The organism is Mycoplasma sp. HS2188, assembly GCF_025209835.1.
Lineage (GTDB): Bacteria > Bacillota_I > Bacilli_A > Mycoplasmatales > Metamycoplasmataceae > Mycoplasmopsis.
The window spans coordinates 43,028-63,612 of record NZ_JAOAOI010000001.1; the positions used below are offsets into that span (position 1 = coordinate 43,028).

General features: G+C 30.2%; 17 protein-coding genes and 1 riboswitch. Of the genes, 6 read left to right on the forward strand and 11 right to left on the reverse strand.

The features are described from left to right. Positions 1-86 precede the first annotated feature (86 nt). Positions 87-254, reverse strand: a riboswitch (Lysine riboswitch). Between the two features lie 301 nt (positions 255-555). Beyond that, complete coding sequence (hisS, locus tag N1F73_RS00175) at positions 556-1,866, reverse strand: histidine--tRNA ligase (protein WP_260359370.1); 1,311 nt, start codon at positions 1,864-1,866, stop codon at positions 556-558. 186 nt (positions 1,867-2,052) lie between these two features. Here hisS and N1F73_RS00180 point away from each other — a divergent pair, with 186 nt between their 5' ends. Together N1F73_RS00180 and N1F73_RS00185 are read left to right on the forward strand one after the other, a co-directional pair. Then, complete coding sequence (locus N1F73_RS00180; protein ID WP_260359372.1) at positions 2,053-3,744, forward strand: APC family permease; 1,692 nt, start codon at positions 2,053-2,055, stop codon at positions 3,742-3,744. A gap of 104 nt (positions 3,745-3,848) precedes the next feature. Then, positions 3,849-4,175 carry an HNH endonuclease domain-containing protein gene (locus N1F73_RS00185; RefSeq protein ID WP_259290319.1) on the forward strand — a complete coding sequence of 109 codons (327 nt, stop codon included), beginning with the start codon at positions 3,849-3,851 and terminating at the stop codon, positions 4,173-4,175. Positions 4,176-4,203: 28 nt separating this feature from the next. Here the strand turns inward: N1F73_RS00185 and msrB are convergent, their stop codons facing one another. From msrB to N1F73_RS00205, 4 genes are all read right to left on the reverse strand, one after another. Continuing rightward, positions 4,204-5,133 (reverse strand): peptide-methionine (R)-S-oxide reductase MsrB, encoded by a 930-nt coding sequence (msrB, locus tag N1F73_RS00190; protein ID WP_259290320.1) that lies wholly within the window; start codon positions 5,131-5,133, stop codon positions 4,204-4,206. Between the two features lie 99 nt (positions 5,134-5,232). Further along, a complete protein-coding gene (locus tag N1F73_RS00195) occupies positions 5,233-6,423 on the reverse strand; it encodes a phosphopentomutase (protein WP_260359373.1) in 1,191 nt (396 codons plus the stop codon). 2 nt (positions 6,424-6,425) lie between these two features. After that, entirely contained in the window at positions 6,426-7,412 is a 987-nt protein-coding gene (locus N1F73_RS00200; RefSeq protein ID WP_259290322.1) for a bifunctional oligoribonuclease/PAP phosphatase NrnA, read from the reverse strand. Next, entirely contained in the window at positions 7,412-8,386 is a 975-nt protein-coding gene (locus N1F73_RS00205) for a bifunctional oligoribonuclease/PAP phosphatase NrnA (protein WP_260359374.1), read from the reverse strand. Before N1F73_RS00205 ends, N1F73_RS00200 begins: the two co-directional genes overlap by 1 nt. A gap of 441 nt (positions 8,387-8,827) precedes the next feature. Here N1F73_RS00205 and N1F73_RS00210 point away from each other — a divergent pair, with 441 nt between their 5' ends. Further along, a complete protein-coding gene (locus tag N1F73_RS00210) occupies positions 8,828-9,643 on the forward strand; it encodes a TIGR00282 family metallophosphoesterase (RefSeq protein ID WP_260359375.1) in 816 nt (271 codons plus the stop codon). Positions 9,644-9,693: 50 nt separating this feature from the next. On the opposite strand, the gene N1F73_RS00215 is transcribed toward N1F73_RS00210, so the two are convergent. Genes N1F73_RS00215 through N1F73_RS00240 form a run of 6 tightly spaced genes read right to left on the reverse strand, consistent with a single transcriptional unit; the run spans position 9,694 to position 17,443 of the window. Next, positions 9,694-10,185 (reverse strand): dUTP diphosphatase, encoded by a 492-nt coding sequence (locus tag N1F73_RS00215; RefSeq protein WP_259290325.1) that lies wholly within the window; start codon positions 10,183-10,185, stop codon positions 9,694-9,696. Positions 10,186-10,193: 8 nt separating this feature from the next. Further along, entirely contained in the window at positions 10,194-10,964 is a 771-nt protein-coding gene (locus N1F73_RS00220) for a Nif3-like dinuclear metal center hexameric protein (RefSeq protein WP_260359376.1), read from the reverse strand. After that, positions 10,964-12,457 carry an RNA polymerase sigma factor gene (locus N1F73_RS00225; protein ID WP_260359377.1) on the reverse strand — a complete coding sequence of 498 codons (1,494 nt, stop codon included), beginning with the start codon at positions 12,455-12,457 and terminating at the stop codon, positions 10,964-10,966. Before N1F73_RS00225 ends, N1F73_RS00220 begins: the two co-directional genes overlap by 1 nt. A gap of 56 nt (positions 12,458-12,513) precedes the next feature. After that, positions 12,514-14,475, reverse strand: a complete 1,962-nt coding sequence (gene dnaG, locus N1F73_RS00230) for a DNA primase (RefSeq protein WP_260359378.1) — start codon at positions 14,473-14,475, stop codon at positions 12,514-12,516. A 2-nt stretch (positions 14,476-14,477) separates the two neighbouring features. Continuing rightward, positions 14,478-15,836: a glycine--tRNA ligase gene (locus N1F73_RS00235; protein WP_260359379.1), complete on the reverse strand. Its 1,359-nt coding sequence runs from the start codon at positions 15,834-15,836 to the stop codon at positions 14,478-14,480. 20 nt (positions 15,837-15,856) lie between these two features. Then, positions 15,857-17,443 carry a hypothetical protein gene (locus N1F73_RS00240; protein WP_260359380.1) on the reverse strand — a complete coding sequence of 529 codons (1,587 nt, stop codon included), beginning with the start codon at positions 17,441-17,443 and terminating at the stop codon, positions 15,857-15,859. A 237-nt stretch (positions 17,444-17,680) separates the two neighbouring features. Between N1F73_RS00240 and N1F73_RS00245 the strand changes: the two genes are divergently transcribed. Genes N1F73_RS00245 through N1F73_RS00255 form a run of 3 tightly spaced genes read left to right on the forward strand, consistent with a single transcriptional unit; the run spans position 17,681 to position 20,574 of the window. Next, positions 17,681-18,028 (forward strand): RNA-binding protein, encoded by a 348-nt coding sequence (locus tag N1F73_RS00245; RefSeq protein WP_259290331.1) that lies wholly within the window; start codon positions 17,681-17,683, stop codon positions 18,026-18,028. Then, on the forward strand, positions 18,028-19,272 hold the full coding sequence (locus N1F73_RS00250; protein WP_260359381.1) for a glucose-6-phosphate isomerase: 1,245 nt from the start codon (positions 18,028-18,030) through the stop codon (positions 19,270-19,272). The genes N1F73_RS00245 and N1F73_RS00250 overlap by 1 nt, the downstream gene beginning before the upstream one ends. Before the next feature lie 15 nt (positions 19,273-19,287). Continuing rightward, positions 19,288-20,574: a glucose-6-phosphate isomerase gene (locus N1F73_RS00255; protein WP_260359382.1), complete on the forward strand. Its 1,287-nt coding sequence runs from the start codon at positions 19,288-19,290 to the stop codon at positions 20,572-20,574. The last annotated feature ends 11 nt before the right edge of the window (positions 20,575-20,585 follow it).

Here is a 20,585-nt window from a genome sequence, read left to right on the forward strand (position 1 = left end):
GTACGTTATGTTTTATTGCTTTTTAAAAATAAAAATGTAAGACCTTAGCCCCAGTCTCACAAAATAATAAAACTATTTATTACAATGTAGACTATAGCGCCAATGGAAAATTCCAAAGAACAACAAACTGTTATGAATTGTTGCCATCATAATATTGTGCCCAATATTACAATTCGGCCTTCTTATCCTTTCACCAGTTTCTTCGCATACCTGCTCGACTAATTACTTTTATAGAAGGCTCCTCTATAGTATCTTATCTAAAAAAGCAGGTTTTTTCCTATATACCTGCTTGGATTTAAATTTTTAAATTTCACTCAGGTATTAACTAAAAATAGAAATAGTTCAAATTGCTATTTCATTCATAAAGTAAATACGTTTTACTGAGTAATTTCTTAACATAACACGTTTATTATAAACATATTTCCTTAAAAACAAAAACTTTTTAAACTTTTAGCTTTTTATTGTGAAAAAATATGAAAGTCATTCCAACGGCATTTAAAATAAATAAAAACATCATAGTTAAACTACGATGTCAACATTAATAAAAGTAAATAATTAATCAATCAAAAGTTCTAAATCTTCAATCGCTTTAAGACCGTTTTCGGCTAGAAAATCTAATAAATCAACAAAACCTTCTTCGCTTAAATTAAAGTAAATTTTATCTTCGTTTTGAATATTTTTGACCAAGATTAACTCATCATTATCAAATTTATCATTGAAAATAACAAATTTGGAATTTAATTTTTTGGCTTTATCGAATATTTTTTTGCTCTTAGATATCTCTTTTAAAAATTCAATTTTCACGCCGTAATTTCTCAATTCGTTCGCTAGTGTGAATAATTCTGTTCGCATTTTTTCGTCAGTTGAAGCAACTACGATGTCAACAACTTCAACATCATCTTGGGTAATTTCTAATTCTTCATCCATAATGATTTGTGCCACACGATCAACTCCAAAACCTCAACCACTAGCTCCTAATTTCGGTCCGTCTAATTCTTTAATTAGATTAGAATATCTTCCACCGCCGATTAGTGTTGATTGTGCTCCGGCACTTTGTGCAGTAGAAACAAACTCATAAACTGTCTCATCGTAGTAGTCTAAACCTCTAACAAGTGAATAATCAACTTGGTAATTAACGCCGCTTTGGTCTAAAATTTTCAATAATTGATTGAATTGTTGATTGCTTTTGTCAGAAAGGTAATTTTTGATTTTTGGTGCTTTTTTAACGAAATCTTTTTGCGAGTCAACTTTATCATCTAGAATACGCAATACATTGTTTTCAATTCTTTCTTGTGAGTCAATACTCAATTGATCTTTGTATTGTAAAAAATACTCTTTCAGATCTGCTTGATATTTTTGTCTCGATTCAAAGTCACCAATTGAATTAATTTTTAAAATAAAACTTAAACCTAATGTTTGCAAAATTGAGTGGGCTAGCACAATCAACTCTGCATCAACATACGGATTTGTCTCTCCTATTACTTCGACTCCGGCTTGGTAAAACTGTCTTTGACGACCTTTTTGTGGTTGTTCATATCGAAACATTTGGCCAAAATAACCAAATTTAGGAGTTTTTAAAGTTGCATATCATTTATTTTCAATTAGTGCTCTAACAAAACCGGCAGTCCCTTCAGGACGTAAAGCTATTTCACGATCACCTTTATCTTTGAACTCATACATTTCTTTTTTAACAATATCACTGCCCGCAACTGAACGTTTATATAGTTGCGAATATTCAATTATAGGTGTATCGATTAAGCTAAAATTAAAACTTCTAATCGTTTTGGTAAAAATATTACGAATAAATTCTTGTAAATTCATTTCGGCTGGCGATAGATCTCTGGTGCCTTTAATCTTATTTATCATAATTACCTCATTTCATATGTAATAAATTCTATTATACTCTATAAATTTAGATTTTTTTGCGTATTTTACAACGTTCTTTTTGACATATTGCTTTAAAAATTAGGCGTATTAGTAAAATATGCGTAATTAATAAATACAATGTTGCTTAATTGAATGTGTTATAATTTCTTTTCATTAGGAGGATACATGAAACACGACAAGCAATCAGAGAGTTTTAAAAACTTACCGAGGAAAAAGAAAATCGGTTTCTTCTCCTCGATGTTGATTGTAATGGGAAGTTCCATTGGTGCCGGTATCTTTTTTAAATCAGATGAAGTTTTAAGAAATTCCCGAGGAAATTTAATTTTATCAATCGTTTGTTGAATTTTAGCTGCTTTTGCAGTTATTTCAATGGCTATTGCTTTAGCAGAAGTTGCTAGCGTAAAAAAAGATAATATGTCTTTAGTGGGGTGAAATCAAATTTTTAATTCAAGATGAGTTTACAACGCTTCAAAGAATTTTATGATTTATTTAACTTTGCCACTTACTTTTTTCTACATGCCCGTTTATACAATTCAGGTTTTACAAGACGGAATTGGTGCAATAACAGACAAGCCGGCCCTCACTTTTGGGACCAGTCATGACTGACTAATTTGATTACTAATCACAACTTTGATGGGACTTTATTTATTGCTTGTGCCTGGATTGGTATCTAAAATTGGTAACATTCATAACACTATAGTTTTAGCAATAAAATTTATTCCGCTAGTGTTTATCATTGTTGTTGGTTTCATATTAGCTTTTAACGGCAAAGGCGGTGTTGACACAGTCAAAATAACAACTTTCAATACGAACTACTCAATAAAACTGGGTGATAGTTTCATTCAGTATTCAGCATCTGCTGGTTTTATTGGTGTATTTTTATCAATTGGAGCTATCTTTTTTGCCTATGATGGTTTCTATATTGCAGCGGGAATGCAGTCAGAAATGAAAAAACCAGAAAAAACCACTTTAGCTCTTTCGTTAGGACTGATTATTATCACAATTCTTTATATTGCTATTGCAGTGGCAATGTCAATCAATGGTGGTTCATTTTCAAACATGCGAAACTATATCCAGAATTTATTCGGTTTAAAACCTGGAAAAATAATTTTTGGAGCAATCAATATTGCTATTGCGATTGGTGTATTTGGCGTAATCAATGCCTTTTCTATGTGAATGCCACGTTTTATTGAAACACTAATTAAAAAAGGCGAAATGCCATTATGAAACAAATTTATTCATAAATTAAATCCGCATCGTCCTACTATTGGTGTTATTTATTCAATAATTATTGGGGTGGGAGCAAATATAATTTTTACTTTAATTGGTTCTTTATTGTATATTCCCACAAATTCAAACTACCTAAAATATAGTAATGATTCATTATTGAGCATGGCTAGACTCTATTCCTTTACTGATTTAATTGCTAATTGAATTACTGTTTTTAGTTTTGTTTTTATTGCTTTAGCGATCATTGGTGCTATAAAAAATAGAAAGACAGGCAAAATAGCAATCAAAAATCCGAAAAAGAATTTCTTATTTTTCGGTTATATAACAGTAATATTTGTTTCACTTGCAATGCTAGCTCAAATTCTAGTACCAATTATTGATTTAATTACTACTTTTAAATTTGATGTTCAATATTATGCAACAGTGCAAAAAGTATCAATAGAAGTTGCTAAACATGAATTTACTAGTTTAATTGTCGGACGAGCAATGTTAGTTGTCGTTTTAGTAATATTTCATGTCTTGGTATTTGTGGTTTCGCCAATTGAAGATATTATTCATAAAAAACAATATGGTTCTGTTGAAAAATACAATCAATACCGCAGTAAAATGTTGTCAAAATATGAATAATGTCGATAAATTTACTCACACATATTGATTATTTTCGGAAAGGAAAGCTATTTTCTTTTATTTTTTTTTTTTTTTTACAATAGATATTGGAAAGGAGGTAATTAATGTTAAAAAGAGAACAAGTTTGATTGAACTATTTTGGAAATGCTTCATCAGGATATGATTATGCTGGTCGCCAAATTTTTCGCAATCGAAATGACTGAAATATTGAACACGTAAACCCATTGAGAAGCGATGCATACTCAAATTTAATACCAGCTCATAAGGAATCTAATTCTGCAAAAGCAAATAACAGCTCTTGAAATGACAATGGTTATAATTTTCAATTTTTTGGTCAAGATGGTGATTATAAATATGGAATTAAAAGAAAAAAAGTTGGTCAAGGCAATGATTCTTGAAAAATTGTTACACCAAAATACTTTAAAAAATAGACACAAGAAAATTTAGTGTCTATTTTTATTATTTAACGAATTTTTTAAATTCGCTGTAACCTCTTTCGTCCATTTGTTCGAGCGGAATAAATTCTAAAGCAGCGCCGTTAATGCAATATCTCATGCCACCCATATCTTTAGGTCCATCGTTGAACACATGTCCTAAATGGTTATTGCCTTCGCCTGAACGAACCTCAATTCGCAGCATTCTGTGCGAAGTGTCATCTAAATAATGAACGCTTTCTTTTTCAATCGGTTTCGAGAATGAAGGTCATCCACAGCCAGAATCAAATTTATCATCAGAAGAAAATAAAGCCTCGCCTGTGATTTTTTCTACATAGATACCTTTTCTATATTCATTATTTAAAGAAGATGTGTGTGGATACTCCGTTGCTGATTTTTTCAAAACATCATAACTTAACTGGTCTAGTTTTAGTTCATTTCTGACTTGTTTAATAATTTTATTTTCATGTTCATTTAATTTGTAGTCAACGTTTAAATTAACATGACAATATCCGTTAGGATTTTTTTCTAAATAGTCTTGGTGGTAATCTTCAGCATTTATAAAATGTCTTAGTTTCTCTAACTCAACATAGAATTTTGAGTATTTATCCTTTAAATACTCAAATAATTTAGCGATAATTTTATGATCATTCTCATTTTCAAAATAAACACCAGTACGATATTGAGTACCAATATCGTTACCTTGTTTATTCAGTGATTGTGGGTCAATTAATCTAAATAAATGCATCACTAATTCCTCAACTGACACTTTTTCGTCATCATAATCTACCTTAACTGTTTCTGCGTGCATTGAAGATTTTAATTCACGGTAGTTAGCTTTGTCATTTAAGCCGTTTGCATAACCTGATACAGAATCCAAAACTCCATTCACTCTTGCAAAATAGGCTTCAACGCCTCAAAAACATCCGCCGGCCAAATAAATAGTCTTTTTCATTTTCCTCCTTATTTTTTTAACAAGATTATTGTATATGAAAAAATTATCAAAAAAGCTAAAAAATAAATAAAAAAGTCGAACAAATCGACTTTTTAGAATTTAAACAAGTTGTTCGAAGATGTCATCACCTGTTTCGGCTACAATCTCAACATTTCAGTTACGTGCAACAATATTACCACTTGTCCCTAAACCTTCAACATCTTTTAGAACTTTTGGTGATTTAAACGATTTTGAAAAAATTGTTAAAGGTAACATTTCTCTTGTGTGGTTAAATCCTGGATATAATGGGTCATTACCGTGATCTGAAGTCATGATTAATAAGTCATCTTCTTTCATTGTATTCATTAAAACACCAATTTTTGTGTCTAATAAAGCAATATTTGACGCATAACCATCAACATCTCTTCTGTGTCCGTAATGTGAGTCAAATTGAACTAAGTTAGTGAATACGAATGTATCTTTTGTGTCTTTTTTAGCTTCATCAATAGTAATATCCATTGCGTGTGCGTCGCCATCTGAGTGAATAGCTCTTGAAATACCTTGGCCAACAAAAATATCATTAATTTTACCAACAGCAACTACATCAACACCAACTTTTTGCAATTGATTTAGAATCAATTCACGTGGTTTGTTAGCATAGTCGTGTCTGTTGAATGTTCTTTTGTATTTGCCATTTTCATCGGTAATGAAAGGACGAACAATAATTCTTCCTACGTTTCATTCAGGTTTTGATGAACAAATTTCTCTTGCGGCTTTTCCGTAACGGTATAAATTGTCTAAGCCAATTCATTCTTCATGTGCTGCAATTTGCAATACTGAGTCCATTGAAGTATAAACAATAATTGCACCTGTTTCTTTTTGTTCTTGTGCAAATTCATCAATAATTTCAGTACCAGATCCACTACGGTTGCAAATAATTTTACGTCCGTCAAATGCTTTAGATAATTCATCAATTAAATCTTGAGGGAAACCATTTTCAGTAAATGTTGGGAATGGAACTAATGTTTTAATTCCCATCATTTCTCAGTGACCAGCTAAAGTATCTTTAGCGTTTGAAACTTCTTGCACTCTAGTCATGTATGCTTTTGGTTTTTGAACATGGTAGTTACCTTCTAATGTTGTGATATTTCCAATTCCCAATTTTTTTCAATTGTCAATATAGAACATAGCACTTTTAGAGGCAGAAAGAATTGTATTTGCTCCATTGTCTCCAAATGCTTTTTGATCACGGTCTGATCCAATACCTAAACCGTCTGTTACGATCATAAAAATACGATTAAATTTTGCCATAATTACTCCTTATTTTCTCTTTGTCAACGTTCAACTTCGGCATTACATTCAGCAATAACTTTGTCGACATCAGCAAATGTTTTAATAATTGCTCCCGAAGCACGGTCGTGGCCACCGCCACCAAATTTTAGGGCCACATTTCTTACGATAGGACCATTTGAACGAAATTCAACCCTGATGTTGCCGTTTGCTTCTTCGTTAAATGAAACTCAAATTGGAAAACCTTTAATATTGCCGACCATGTTAGGACGAGCCATATCATTTGGTGTTTTACCCAATTCAATAGTTGTTTTGTAATCAACTTGAATATAAGCAACTTGCCCAACGGTTTTTAACGAAGACATTAATGTGTTTTGTGCTTTTAAATCTTCAAGTGAAGTTTGAGCTAGTCCTAGAAAAACTTTTTCGGCTCTTAGGTTGTTTTTGTATAAAAACGCTGCTAATTCGTGTGTTCGAGAACTAGTATCCGAAAATTGGAATCTTCCCGAGTCAGTTACAATACCTAAGAAAATAAAATTGGCAGCTCTTTCTGTTATTTTCCATTTTTTTTGATAAGCAAGTTCAGCTATCATTTCTGCCGCCGCAATACGGTTTTCTTCTAATCAAACTGTGACTTTATCCAAATCATCCTCGTTTGGGTGATGGTCGATTCTTAAAGTTTCAGCAAATAAATTTTTGTCTAAAACTTCACGGTTATATATTCTTTCTTTTTGGTTGGCATCTACAACAACGCCTAAAGACTTAGCTAAAATTTCGTCTGATGGAATTTCGTCAAAATCTAAATTTAAAAAGTTAGAAAATAAACCATTTGATTCACCGATTGCATAAACTTTTTTATTTGGGTAATTTACTCGCAATAATTCTCTTAAACCAAATTGACTACCTAAGCAGTCTCCGTCAGGTCTGATGTGATGAAAAATCACTATTGAGTCATATTGTTCTAATTTCTCGGCAGCAATTTGTCATGTTCCAGTATCGGACATTTTCATTATTTTGCCTCCCATTTGGCTATTGCGTCATTTAAGTGTTTTAAGACATCTTTTACTTCATCAAATGATGAAATATTGCATCCGGCAGCATTCGCATGACCACCACCGTTGTATAAATTAGCAACTTCGTTAACTAGTGGACCATTTGAACGTAAACGACAACGTACGCTTCCGTCAGATTGTTCGACAAAAAATGCTCAACATGAATTATCATCAATATTAGCTAACTCATTAACGAAAATTGCAGCTTTTAACTCGTCAAATCCGAATTCTTCTTGAACTTGTCTGTTAGCAATGAAATATAATACTCTACCGTCTTTTTGGAAGTGTGAAAGAATGTGACCAATATATTTAATATCTTTTAAACTTCTTTTGCCTAATTCTTTGTGTAATTTTCATGATTCAACATTACCTTGTTCTTCAAGAAAGGCAGCTAGCTTGAATGTTCTAGCAGATGTGTCTTGGTATAAAAATCTCCCTGAATCAGTTACTATTCCTAAAAATGTGTGTTTAGCAGCTTTTTGACTTAATTTTCAGTTTGCATCATAAGCAATATGTGCAACTTGTTCAGCGGAAGCGACATAATGTTCATCAACAAATAAGTAGTCATATTCAACATCACTGCCGTTAGGGTGATGATCGATTCTTAATTTAGCACTAAATTTATCGCCTAGCAATAAATCACCATGCACAATACGATCTGAACTAGAAGCATCAACAACAATAGCTAATGAATCACTAAAATCAATTGTTTCTAGTGGATCGAACTTGTAGTCCATAAAATCATATGTACCGACATTATCGCCAGGTGTATAAACTTTTTTATCTGGAAAATTATCTCTAATCATTTGGGCTAGTCCGTGTTGTGACCCTAGACAGTCACCGTCTGGACGAGTATGATGAAAAATAACAATATTTTTGTATTTTGGATTCTTGATTGCGTCGATAGCAACCTGTGTGTTTCCTATTTTCATATATCTCCTTTAAAAATAAAATTAGTATTTAAATTATACATTAAACGCATTTTTGGTTTCGTCTATGACATGAATAATTTCAAAAAATAAGAAAACAATATTATTCAATAATTATTGAATTACTAAATGCAAGAAGTATAGCTAAATCACATTTTTGATCAATATTTTTATTGAAAATTTAACAAAAAAGCAAGCAAATAAGACATCGTATTGTCATATTTGCTTACTCAAAGAATTATCTTAAAAATTATTTTTTTAAGAGCCACTAATATAATTAACTCGTAATTAAAACTAACTAAAATTAAGGTAATTATCGCCTGGTTTTATGTTTCACTGTATTTTAGATGCTCATTTTGGTTGATTAAAATGACTTTATTTTGATATTGATATTTAGGAACGCAAAACTTTGTGGTACACTAATATTGTAGATTTGAGGTTTAAATGCCAAATAAAAAAATAAATATTTTATTTATTGGAGATATTTTCGGTCAACCTGGTATTGATACTGTAAAAAAATATATCAATGATTTAAAGAAAGAACATAATATTGATGTTGTAATCGCTCAGTGCGAAAACGTATCTGATCGAAAAGGTTTTACTGAATATGATTATATTCAACTCAAGAAAATAGGGGTTGATGTTTGCACTTTAGGAAATCATGTTTGAGCTAGAGATAGTATTTTCGATATTATCAATAACAACGATGTTGTTAGACCACTAAACATCTCTAATTCTTATCCTGGTCATGGAAGTGCAATTATTCAAGTCAATGACACAACATTGCGTGTAAGTTCTCTTATGGGTATAACTTTTAATAGATTATTGTCTCCGTGAAAAGATGAATTTGCCGATAATTTCTTTGATGCTATTGACGATGTTATTAAATATTCAGTAAAAACAGATTTTCATTTTATAGATTTTCACGCCGAAACAACAAGTGAAAAAGCAATATTAGGTTTATATTTAGATGGTGTTGTTGACGCAGTTTGTGGAACACATACTCATGTGCAAACTAACGATGCGAGAGTTTTACCTAAAGGAACATGTTTTATTACAGATGCAGGTATGGTGGGCCCACATAATTCGGCAATTGGTGCTAACTTCCAAGAAGTTTATGAACATATGCGCTATGCTGCACATGCTAAATTTAGGGTGTCAGAAAATAACACACAATTCAACGGAGTTGTTCTCGAACTTAACACAATAGATAAACAAAATAATAAAATTAAACCAATTTGTATTTATCCTGAAAATTAATAGAGCAATTGCTCTATTTTTTTAAAAAAAGCCCCTTGAAAGGGCTTAAATTAATAATGATTTTTAATTCGGTCAAAGTTTTTTTTATTTTTAATTTCGTATCATTTAAAAATGTCTTCTTCCGTGTAGTTAAGTAATTTTGCACAACCTAATGAAAGAGACAATAATTCACTAATTATCTCTTTAGAGATATTACCTTTATTAATTGAGGCAATTCTAAATATTTCTAAAATTTGATCAGTGGGGAATTTAGAAACAATTTTAGGTTCAATTATTGGATTAACACCTACTTTATAAGCGTATGAACCCAAGAAATGTAAAACATCAGCAAATTCTTCAAGAGCAGCATCATGATTGATATTTTTATGTTTTTTTCAGTATTTAAAAGATTGAATTTCGTTAGCAAATTCTGAAAACTCTACCAAGACAGCCAATAATCATTTTGCTTGTCACTCTTCATCAGTGATCGCATCTAAATCATCACGCGAAATTATTGCTTGGTCTAGCTCTTTTTGCATTTTAAATATATTTGTAAAATCCATCATTGCTCCTAAATGTTTTTGTATGGTTCTTTAAAAATGTATGTGTGTACATTTAAGTCTGGAAAATTTTGTTCCAGTTTTGCGGCAATATCAAATACAAAAACTTGTTCGTCTAAATGCGAGACTTCTAAAATTTTAATTTTGTGTTGTTGATATAACACTCATTCATTTCACTTGACATCACTCAATATTACTAACTCAGTGTTGTTTTGACTCAATTCATACGCTAGGGTTGCGGGTCCTGAACCAGATAAAATGGCAACATTTTTTAGTTTAGTATTTAAATCGTCAGTATTAGTGCGCATCGAATGTAAATTCATTTTCTCAATAAATAATGACTTTAATTCATTGATCGAAATTGATTCTTTAACTATACACGGATATGGATTATTAGGGTTATAAATCGAAGGAGTTAAATTTAATCTTAATGCAATTTGGTGTGAAGTTCCGTTCACATTATTGTCATAATTTGTGTGTAATGCGAGTACATTTATACGTTTTTTCTTCAATATTGCCAATATTTCACGTTTATAAGGGGCGGCAATAAATTCATCTTGTCAGGTCTGAGCGAATTTAAATGGATGATGTAAAACAATTAAATTTGCATCTTTGTCAATTGCTAATTGTAATACTTCCCAAGTTAAATCAATTGCAGTAACAACACCTTTTATTTTTTCGCTCAAGTTAAATTTAACACTAAATCCAGCGGGGTCTCAAACCTCAGCAGCATCTAAAGGATAATGTTGCAGTAGAAAATTACTTACTTTACGAATTTGCATTATTTAAAAAAGTCCTTTAGATATTTACCTTTACGTGTGCAGTTTTTCAATTTTCTTAAAATTTTGTTTTCAATTTGGCGAATACGTTCTTTAGAAACGCCTCTATCTTTAGCCAATTCTTCTAGCGGTGTAACTTTATATTTTTCACCATTTTCGTCAATTCCGACACCATAACGTTTGCAGATAAGAACATATTCGTCTCTGTCTAATGCTTCTGATAATGTTTCATTTAGCATATCTACCAATTCTTCTTGCGAAGCAAAGTCAATTGGGTTTACAACACTATCGTCTTTAACAAAATCAGAGAATGCTGAATCATTTTCTTTCCCGATTTGTTTATCAAGCGAAATAGGGTCAATATTTATTTTACGAATATATCTAACTTTTTCAGCTGTATAACCTTGACCAAATTTTGCTGCAATTTCCTCGTCAGTTGGTTCTGTTCCGTTTTCTTGGTGTAATTCACGCTCGATTTTGGTAATTTTATTGATGGTTTCAACCATATGAACTGGAACACGAATAGTACGTGCTTGATCAGCAACTGCTCTAGTTATCGCTTGACGAATTCATCAAGTAGCATATGTTGAGAATTTGAAACCTTTACCAACATTATATTTTGTAACTGCCTTAACAATTCCTGAGTTACCTTCTGAAATTAAATCAATAAAACTTAAACCACGATTTTTATATTTTTTTGCATTGTTTATAACTAAACGTAGATTTCTTTTGATTAATTTATCCTTAGCTCTTTTACCTCTAAAACCACCTTTTTCCATTTCTAAGGCTAATTTTTCTTCTTCAGCTTTAGTTAGAAGTTTTCCATATTTACCAATTCAACGCATATATCATTTAACTATATCATTAGTTTCAGTCAATTTATTACGAAGTTGGCTTGTTGATGTCAGGGTATCATCAGATAAATCAATATCCATATCATCATATGATTGAATTTTAAAATCATCATCTGTTAAATTTTTGGTTGACTTATTATCTTTTTTGACATTTTTTGTTTCTTTTTTAATAATTATTTCATCTTCGTCTTCTTCGGCATAGCTAGAGTCATCCGAATATTCATAATCATCGTTGAAACTAAATTCTTCAGTGTAGTCATCGTCAAATTCCTTGATGTCAATTGAACTCTTGATATCTTCGTCTTCGTCATCAAATTCTTCAACAATAACATCGGCTTTTTTAAAGTTTTCACCTTTATCATCTTCTGATGATTTATCACTATCTTCATTGCCGTTTTCATCAATTTCATCGATAATATCGTCTTTTGTAATATCGTCTTCGTCACCTTCGTCAACTTCGTCTGAAATTAACCCTGCTTCATGAAGATTTTCAAGCATTTCATCCATTAATTCGTCAGGAATTTCAACTTTAATTTCGTCTAGATATTCAAAAATATCAGATTGTGATAATTGTTTAGTTGCGGTTGTTTTCGCATGTTTTTCAATTAATTTAATAACTGTTTTTAAATCGTGGTTTTCCATTTTTTCTCCTTTATGTGAAAAATTAATTTTTAAAATCGCTTCGGATTAAAACAATTTTAATTAGGTTTTTCGCCTTTTTTTACAGTGCTTTTATTGATTTTTTCGATAAAATCACTGTCATTGATTTTATTTATTTCTTTAATGTTGTCGGCAAACACATTTAAAAATTGAGTGCCACTATTATTATTGAAAAATAAATCAGCATTTTCAGCAATATACTCTTTGTAATCGTTGTTGTTTTCACGTATAGCTTTGACTAATAAATCAGTAAAATCTTCTTTGAATTCCTGTGTATATGTAGGATATTTTTCTAAGTCCATTTTAAACGAATGATAATCGTGTTCAAACAGGCCATCATGTGTGCTTTTTTGCTTTATGTAATCTTTTTTCTCTTCGCTCAGGTTTGAATTTAACGAAGTAGAGAGCATGTCGTAAATTTCTCCTTGAATCTCGCCCTTTGGTGTGCCCGTGGTTTTAAAGCCACCATTTTTTTCAACATGCATAACATAGAGTTTAATTAAATCTGGATGGTCGATAATAACGTAAAACAATCGATCTATAAAACTAGGTAAAGGTTTATCTTGATTGATAATGTATTGATTATTAGCTATATTAGGAACTAAATTCAAATCTTCAGTCGGTGTCAAATTTTGATAATAATCATCAATATCACCGATATCACTTATTGAAGCAAAATCATTTATATTATCAAAATTATTGTTTATATTTTCTTCGTAAACATTAGAGTTTTTAGAATTTTTAAATACTGGTTTAAATTTAAATTCTTCATTAAATTTATCTGCATAATAATTTATTATTGATAAGTCGCTATACTGAACATATTCGCTAAAATCATTGACAAATGCCTTGATATTATTTAATGAATTATCGCCGTAAGAAATCAAGGTATATTTTGTTTTATAGTAATCATAAATAAAATCTAAAGCCGCTGGTGCAGATTTGATCATTGTATTTAAATGATCTTTACCAAATTTATTGTAAATTTCATCAGGGTCTAAGTTTGAATGATTTTGAACAATATTAACTTCGATGCCGTGCGATAAGAGAAATTTTGCCGATTTTAACGTTGCTTTTTGTCCTGCATCATCGCCATCTAAAAAGATAATTATTTTTTTATTTTGAACAAGCTTTAAATGTTTTGGAGTTAGTGCTGTTCCCATTAGAGCTACAGCATTATTTATATTGCTTTTGGCGAGGGCAATAACATCAAAAAAACCTTCAGCAATAATTAAAGTATTGTCGTCCAAATATTTTTTTGCTTGGTGATAGTTATATAAAATTTCTGACTTTTTAAAAATCGATGATTCACGACTGTTGATATATTTAGGTTTAACATCTTTAGCTAAACTACGAGCACTAAAACCAACTACATTACCGTTGTTGTCTCTAATTGCAAACATTATTCGGTCTCTAAATGTTAAATTTTGCGTATCAAGATTAAATAATCCAGCTTTAACAAAATCATCAATATTTTTTTTAATTTCTGCATCGTAAAGATATTTGAAGTGATCTTCGTTTGAATAGCCGATGTCAAATCTTTTCAATAAATCATCATTAAGATCACGACTTACAAAAAAGTTTTTTAAAGTTGAATTTTTAAGTTTTGTAAATTCAACTCTGTAAAATGCGTTTGTTCTTTCTAATAATTCAATAATTCTTAGTTCATTTTCGTCAAAATTCGAAACAGGTTGATTAAATAAATTATTATCATAGCCAATACCATGCTCATCGGCAATAATTTTCATCGCTTCAAAATAATTAATTTTTTTGTATTTAGCAACAAAATTAATAACATTGCCACCCACAAGACACACAAAACATTTAAAAATTTGTTTGGCTGGAGTTATATACATTGACGGAGATGAATCATCGTGAAAAGGACATAAACAAACATAACTTTGACCTTTCTTAGACAAAGTTATGTATTTACTGATTTCATCCGCAATATCAATATTGTTTACTATGAAATTATTTAAGTCTGTTTGATTTTTATTCATATTTAAATGTGTAATAAAATTTCATCAATTTTGATTCTTTTTTGCTCCATTGTATCACGATCACGCAAGGTAACCATATTATCTTCTAAAGTATCAAAATCGATAGTTAAACAAGAAGGAGTACCGATAGCATCTTGACGACGGTATCTTTTACCAATTGATGCGGTTTCGTCAAAGACAACCGAAATTCCTTTTTCAAGCAACATCTCATACACTTCAGTTGCTTTTTCGTTCAATTTTTTCACTAAAGGTAAAACAGCAACTCGATATGGTGCAATATTTTTATCTAAACGCATAACAAGTCTTGTTTCATTTTCTAGTTTTTCTTCGTCATAAGCTTCAATTAAGATTGCAAACATTAGACGATCAAGTCCCATAGATGGTTCAATTACGTAAGGTATAAATTTTTCGTTTGTAGTAGGATCTAAATATTCTAAGTTTTCACCGGTTGCGTTTTGGTGAGCATTCAAATCGAAGTTAGTTCGATTGGCAATTCCTAGTAATTCACCTCACCCAAAAGGAAATTGGTATTCAATATCACTAGTAGCCGATGAATAGTGTGACAATTCTTTCGGATCATGAGCTCTTAAACGTATGTTTTGTTCACTTAAACCAAGTTTTTTAACAAATTTCATTGCCTTTTCTATGTAGTAGTTGAAAATTTCATCTGCTTGATTTGGATGAGTGAAAACTTCAAGTTCCATTTGTTCAAATTCACGTGTTCTGAAAATGAAATTACCTGGGGTTACTTCGTTTCTAAAACTTTTACCAACTTGGCCAATACCCATTGGTAATTTTGCTCGCATAGAACGTTGAACATTTTTGAAATTAACCATTATTCCTTGCGTAGTTTCTGGACGTAAATAAATTTTACTTTTGGTCTCTTCAGTAACACCTTGTTTAGTTTCAAACATTAAATTGAATTTTTTGATATCACTTCACTCGGTTTTGGCACCCTCGTATTGTGGAAGATTTTTAACTAGAAAATCTTTCATTTCTTCAAAAGATAATGTTTCAGCAACGATGCTAGGATCAATTTCTTCGATTAATTTATCAGCTCGATATCTCTTGCCATTAACTTTATTTTCAATTAAAGGATCATTGAAATTAACAACGTGGCCTGAAGTAACTCAAACTTGAGGGTTCATTAAAATTTTCGAATCTAATAAGAAGTTATTTTTTTCACTTTGAATAAAGAAACGTTTTCAAACCTGTTCGATATTATCCTTTAATGTAGCTCCCAGAGGACCATAATCTCATGTGTTTGCTAAACCACCATAAATTTCGCTACCTTGAAACACGAAACCTGACGATTTCAAATGACTTATTAATGTATTTATATTTTTTTCTTTATTTAACATATTTCCTCGTGTATTTTCAATTAGAAAATATCTACGTTAGCAATTAATTCGTATGCTCTTAAACCAACAAAAATTATTAATAATAAAAGAATCAATGACACGAATACTAGAGAAAATAATCATCAGAATTTTTTAGGATTTGACATGTAACGTGTTGGTTTAAGTTTTTTATCAGCATCTATCAAGTATGTTTGAACTTCGTGTAAAGTAACATTATCTTTTGTTTCATTTTTATCAGCTTGAACATCTTCATCAAATATTTGTTCTTCTGGTTGTTCTAATTCATCATTATTTTCAACAATTTCTGGTTCAGATGTTATTGATAATTGGTCAATATCGTCTAAATCTGTTTTAGCAACTGACATATCTTCAGAAACAGTTTCAATTAAAATTGGTTCTTCTTCAACAACTTGTTCAACTAAAACTGGTTCAGCATTTTCAATACCTAGAACAGAATATGGGTATGGATTAGAAATGTTAAATACAACTTGTTTATCATTATGAACAACAAATGAAGTTTGGAATTTTAAAAGATCGTTTTCATTTTGATTTAGTAGAGCCAAACCATCATTTTCTGGTTTATCTTCAGCATTGTAATCGATTACTAAATTATCTAAAATTTCATTGAAATCATGTTTGATATTGTCGTAAGCTTGTTTAGTTTCAGCTTTAAATGAGTATTTTTTGTGTGATAGTAGATCATCAAGTAACTCTTGAATGTCATTTAAGTTTTGTTTAGTTCTAAAGAAATCTGCTTGGCTAACAGTTTGACGTTTAAAGTTATTTTTAATTAAGTTTAATTTATCTGAATATTTAGTTAAAGCATGCAATAAATCTTCTTCTGGTAATGAAGTATAGTGAGTCAATTCTAGATAATCACCACCCAATACTTCAGTGTTATTTAGGTCCATATCTGTGTTATTAACATCTTCAAGCGCAATAGTTTCGTCAATCATTTCAGTTTGAATTGATTCAATATCGCTAGTTGATTCGATAGGTGTTTCTTCAATTGCCATAGATTCAGCTTCGATTAAAACTTCATTGTTTGGAATTTCTTCTACTGTTGAAGTTACAACAATTTCTTCAACAACTGGTTGTTCTGCCACTTTAGGTGATTCAACAGCAACATTAGTTTCTCTGTGTACTAATTCAGTTAATGCAGGGTATTTATAATCTTTAACTGGTACAAAAATTACGAATTTATCATCTACGATAACATATGATGTTGAATAAGAAGTCAATGAAAGTTGTTTATCACCTGCTAATTTGTGATATGCTCTTGTTTCAACTGAATCTGATGCTGTATAGTCGATTACGTATTTAGAGAATAGTTCGTTAAAATTCTCAACTATTGAAGCATATAAAACTTTAACTTCTTGTAAATAATTGAATCTTGAAATAGTTAATAAATCATCAATTAAATCTTCGATATGGTCGAAATTATATTTAATTCTGAAGTAATCAGTTTGGCTAATTGTTTGTCTCGTTGTTGCTTGATTAATGGCGCTAAGTAGTTCGTTGTAATTTGCAATTGCTCTATAAATTTCATTTTCATTTAGTCTTGTTAAATATTTAACTTTCAATAAAGTGCTTTTTTCTTTGTTCATATAATCCTCTTCCGTTTGCTTGCCTACTTTTTTGAAAAGACAAAAAAGATTAGCTATATAATTTATTATTAAAATTATATTACAAAACTGCTTTTTTAAATGGTAAATAAATTTAAAATTAAGCACTTAAAATGAGTTAAATTTGTCAAAAGTATTTTCCAACGAAAAATATTAATGACAAAAAAAGCCCTAAATAATAAAATTTTCATGTTTAAATTAATATTTTATAATTCAAATATGAATAAAAAAGGCGACATATTATTTGGAAAAATTATCCGTATAAATTCTGAAGGTTTAACAGTAATAACAAACAAAAATTACATCTTCACCATTCCAATAAAATTAATCACTGACTACAATTGAAAAAATATTTTTTATGAGTTCAGTTTAAAAGATAAGGTCAATTTTTATGTTGAAGAAATTAATCACGAAAATAAAACAGGAATTGGGAATTTCAAACAAAATCACCCATATTACTGCAAAAAGCCTTTCTCCGAAGAATTAAAAGAAACCAAACATGGTTTTAGCACTTTAAAAAAATCAATTGACACAGAAATTAAAAACTACGAAAACCGAGGTAATTAATGTCAAAATTAGAGATCAAGGCGTACAATTATCATCCTGATTTTAGTAACGAAAGTTTGATAAAAAAAGGCGTTGACATTTTGCGAGAAATTAAATTCAAAACTATAGATGGTTTTGAATATTTTGGTTTTCATGAATTAGCACTTAATTTTGGTCAAAATAACACCAATGAATTAAATAATTTTGCCAAAAATATCATTTATAACAATTGCAAAAATATAGTTATTTTTTGTGATACAAGAACAAAAAATAATTTCCAAAGCGCTCATAATTTTGTTTTAAAAAATGATGTACTGGTCGATAAAAAAATTCAATTTTTTTTTATATGTGATGACGAACCTTTTCAAAATTGATTCAATATATTTGAGTATTTAAAAGTAGATATTGATTTTAGTGTAACATCACTTATTTTGAGTAAAATGAATAAATTTAGCAATAAATTTATTGAATTTATCAAGATTTTTTACAATTTTGTTCAGCAAAATTACGGGTATTACAATACACTAAATAAATCGTTTTTTGTTGGTCGTGAAATCGCTGAAAAAAGCATTAAATTTCTGGATATTGAAGAAAATAACATTTTAATTACGCCTGATATTTTGCATCATCGCTTTGCATTTTTTAACGAAATCAATTTGTTGTTAATGCTGATTAAGGGCATAAATATTAATGAAGTCTTGCAAGGATATACAACAGCTACACTTGATTTTGTGTCTGAAAACATTAAGAATAATTATGCATTTCAATACGCATATATGTGTTCTGTCTTAAAAAAAGAGAGAAAACACAATTTACTGATTGGTTCATCACCAGAATTTAGTGAAATTTTCGGCTTATACTCACGAATGAGTAATGAAAAAGATCTAAAATCAGAAAAATGGACTAATTCAATTATTTTCCCTAATGATATTTACACTTATTCGCCATATACTTTAGGAATGGCATCGACATATTTTGCAACATTTTTTAAATTTGAGAAATTTAAAAATGACTATCGAATATCTCCTGAATTAAGTTTTAATGATGGTGTTCCAAAATTAGAACAGAACAGATTAAGTCAATTTACAAAAATCAGCAATCTTGGCATTGCCACAACTTTATCCGAAGTTATCAACGTGCCGACAATAGAAATTAAGCTAATTGAAAACAATGAATCAGTATTAGGTATGCTCATTTGCTTTTTGTACTGAGCAATAGTTTTTGAAGCATATCTCAATAAACAAAATCCATTCGAATTGAATTAGATAAAAGGAGTAAAAATGAAACCAATAAATTTAAAATTAGATAAAGCAATAAATACACAAAATCTACTCAAATTTCAAGACAAAGTAGACAAAATTCACACAGCTTTGATGAATAAAACAGTAGTCGAAAAAGATTGACTTGGTTGATATCAATTACCTTTCAATTTACACAATGACGAATACAATAAAATGCAGAGAATTGCAGAAAAATGAACCAACATGAATATTGATGTATTAGTTGTTATTGGTATTGGCGGTTCTTATTTAGGGGCTGCTGCTGGCTATGAATTTATTTATGGGCCATATAGCCAAAATAAACCAAAAATTGAATTATTATTCAGTGGAAATTCTTTAAGTTCAGATTCCTTAGCATCGCAATTATTGTATGTAGAAAACAAAAAATTTGCTATAAATGTGATTTCAAAAAGTGGAAAAACATTAGAAACTAGTATTGCATTTAGAGAATTTCGTAAATTACTTGAAGCTAAAGTTGGCTCAGTTAGAGCAAAAGAATTAATTGTTGCAACTACTGATAAATCACAAGGAATTTTGTATGACTTGACAGTGAAAAAAGGTTATGAAAAACTAGTTATTCCTAGCGATGTTGGTGGCAGATTCAGTGTATTAAGTCCAGTAGGTTTATTGCCATTTATGTGTGCCGGAATTGACACAGAGCAATTATTAAAAGGAGCACAAAAAGCTCTTAGCGATAATAGCACTAGCAATATCAATTCAAACGATGCTTACTCATACGCCTTAACTCGTTATATTATGGGAAAAGATTATTCGATTGAATTATTAGTAAGCTATGAACCAAAATTGCGTTTTCTTCAAGAATGATGAAAACAATTATTCGCTGAAAGCGAAGGCAAAAATGGACGCGGAATTTTTCCGGCTTCATCACAATTTTCAACTGATTTGCATTCTATAGGTCAATTCATTCAAGATGGTTCAAAAGTTTTATTCGAAACAAATTTAATACTGAAAAACCCTAATCAACATTATTTAATGACACGTGAAAGCGAAGACATTGAAAGATTAAATTATTTAGATGGTAAATCAGTACACAAAGTTAATTGAGCTGTTTTTGAAGCAACAATCAAAGCACACAACGATACATCAAAAATACCGAATATTGTAATCGAATTTGAGAAAATGGATGCTTACAATCTTGGTTATTTATTCCAATTCTTTATGATATCTTTAACAATGTCGGCTTACTTGTTAGGCGTTAATCCATTTAATCAACCTGGTGTTGAAGTGTATAAATCAAATATGACAAAAACTTTAAGTGAAATATAAAAATATCAAGT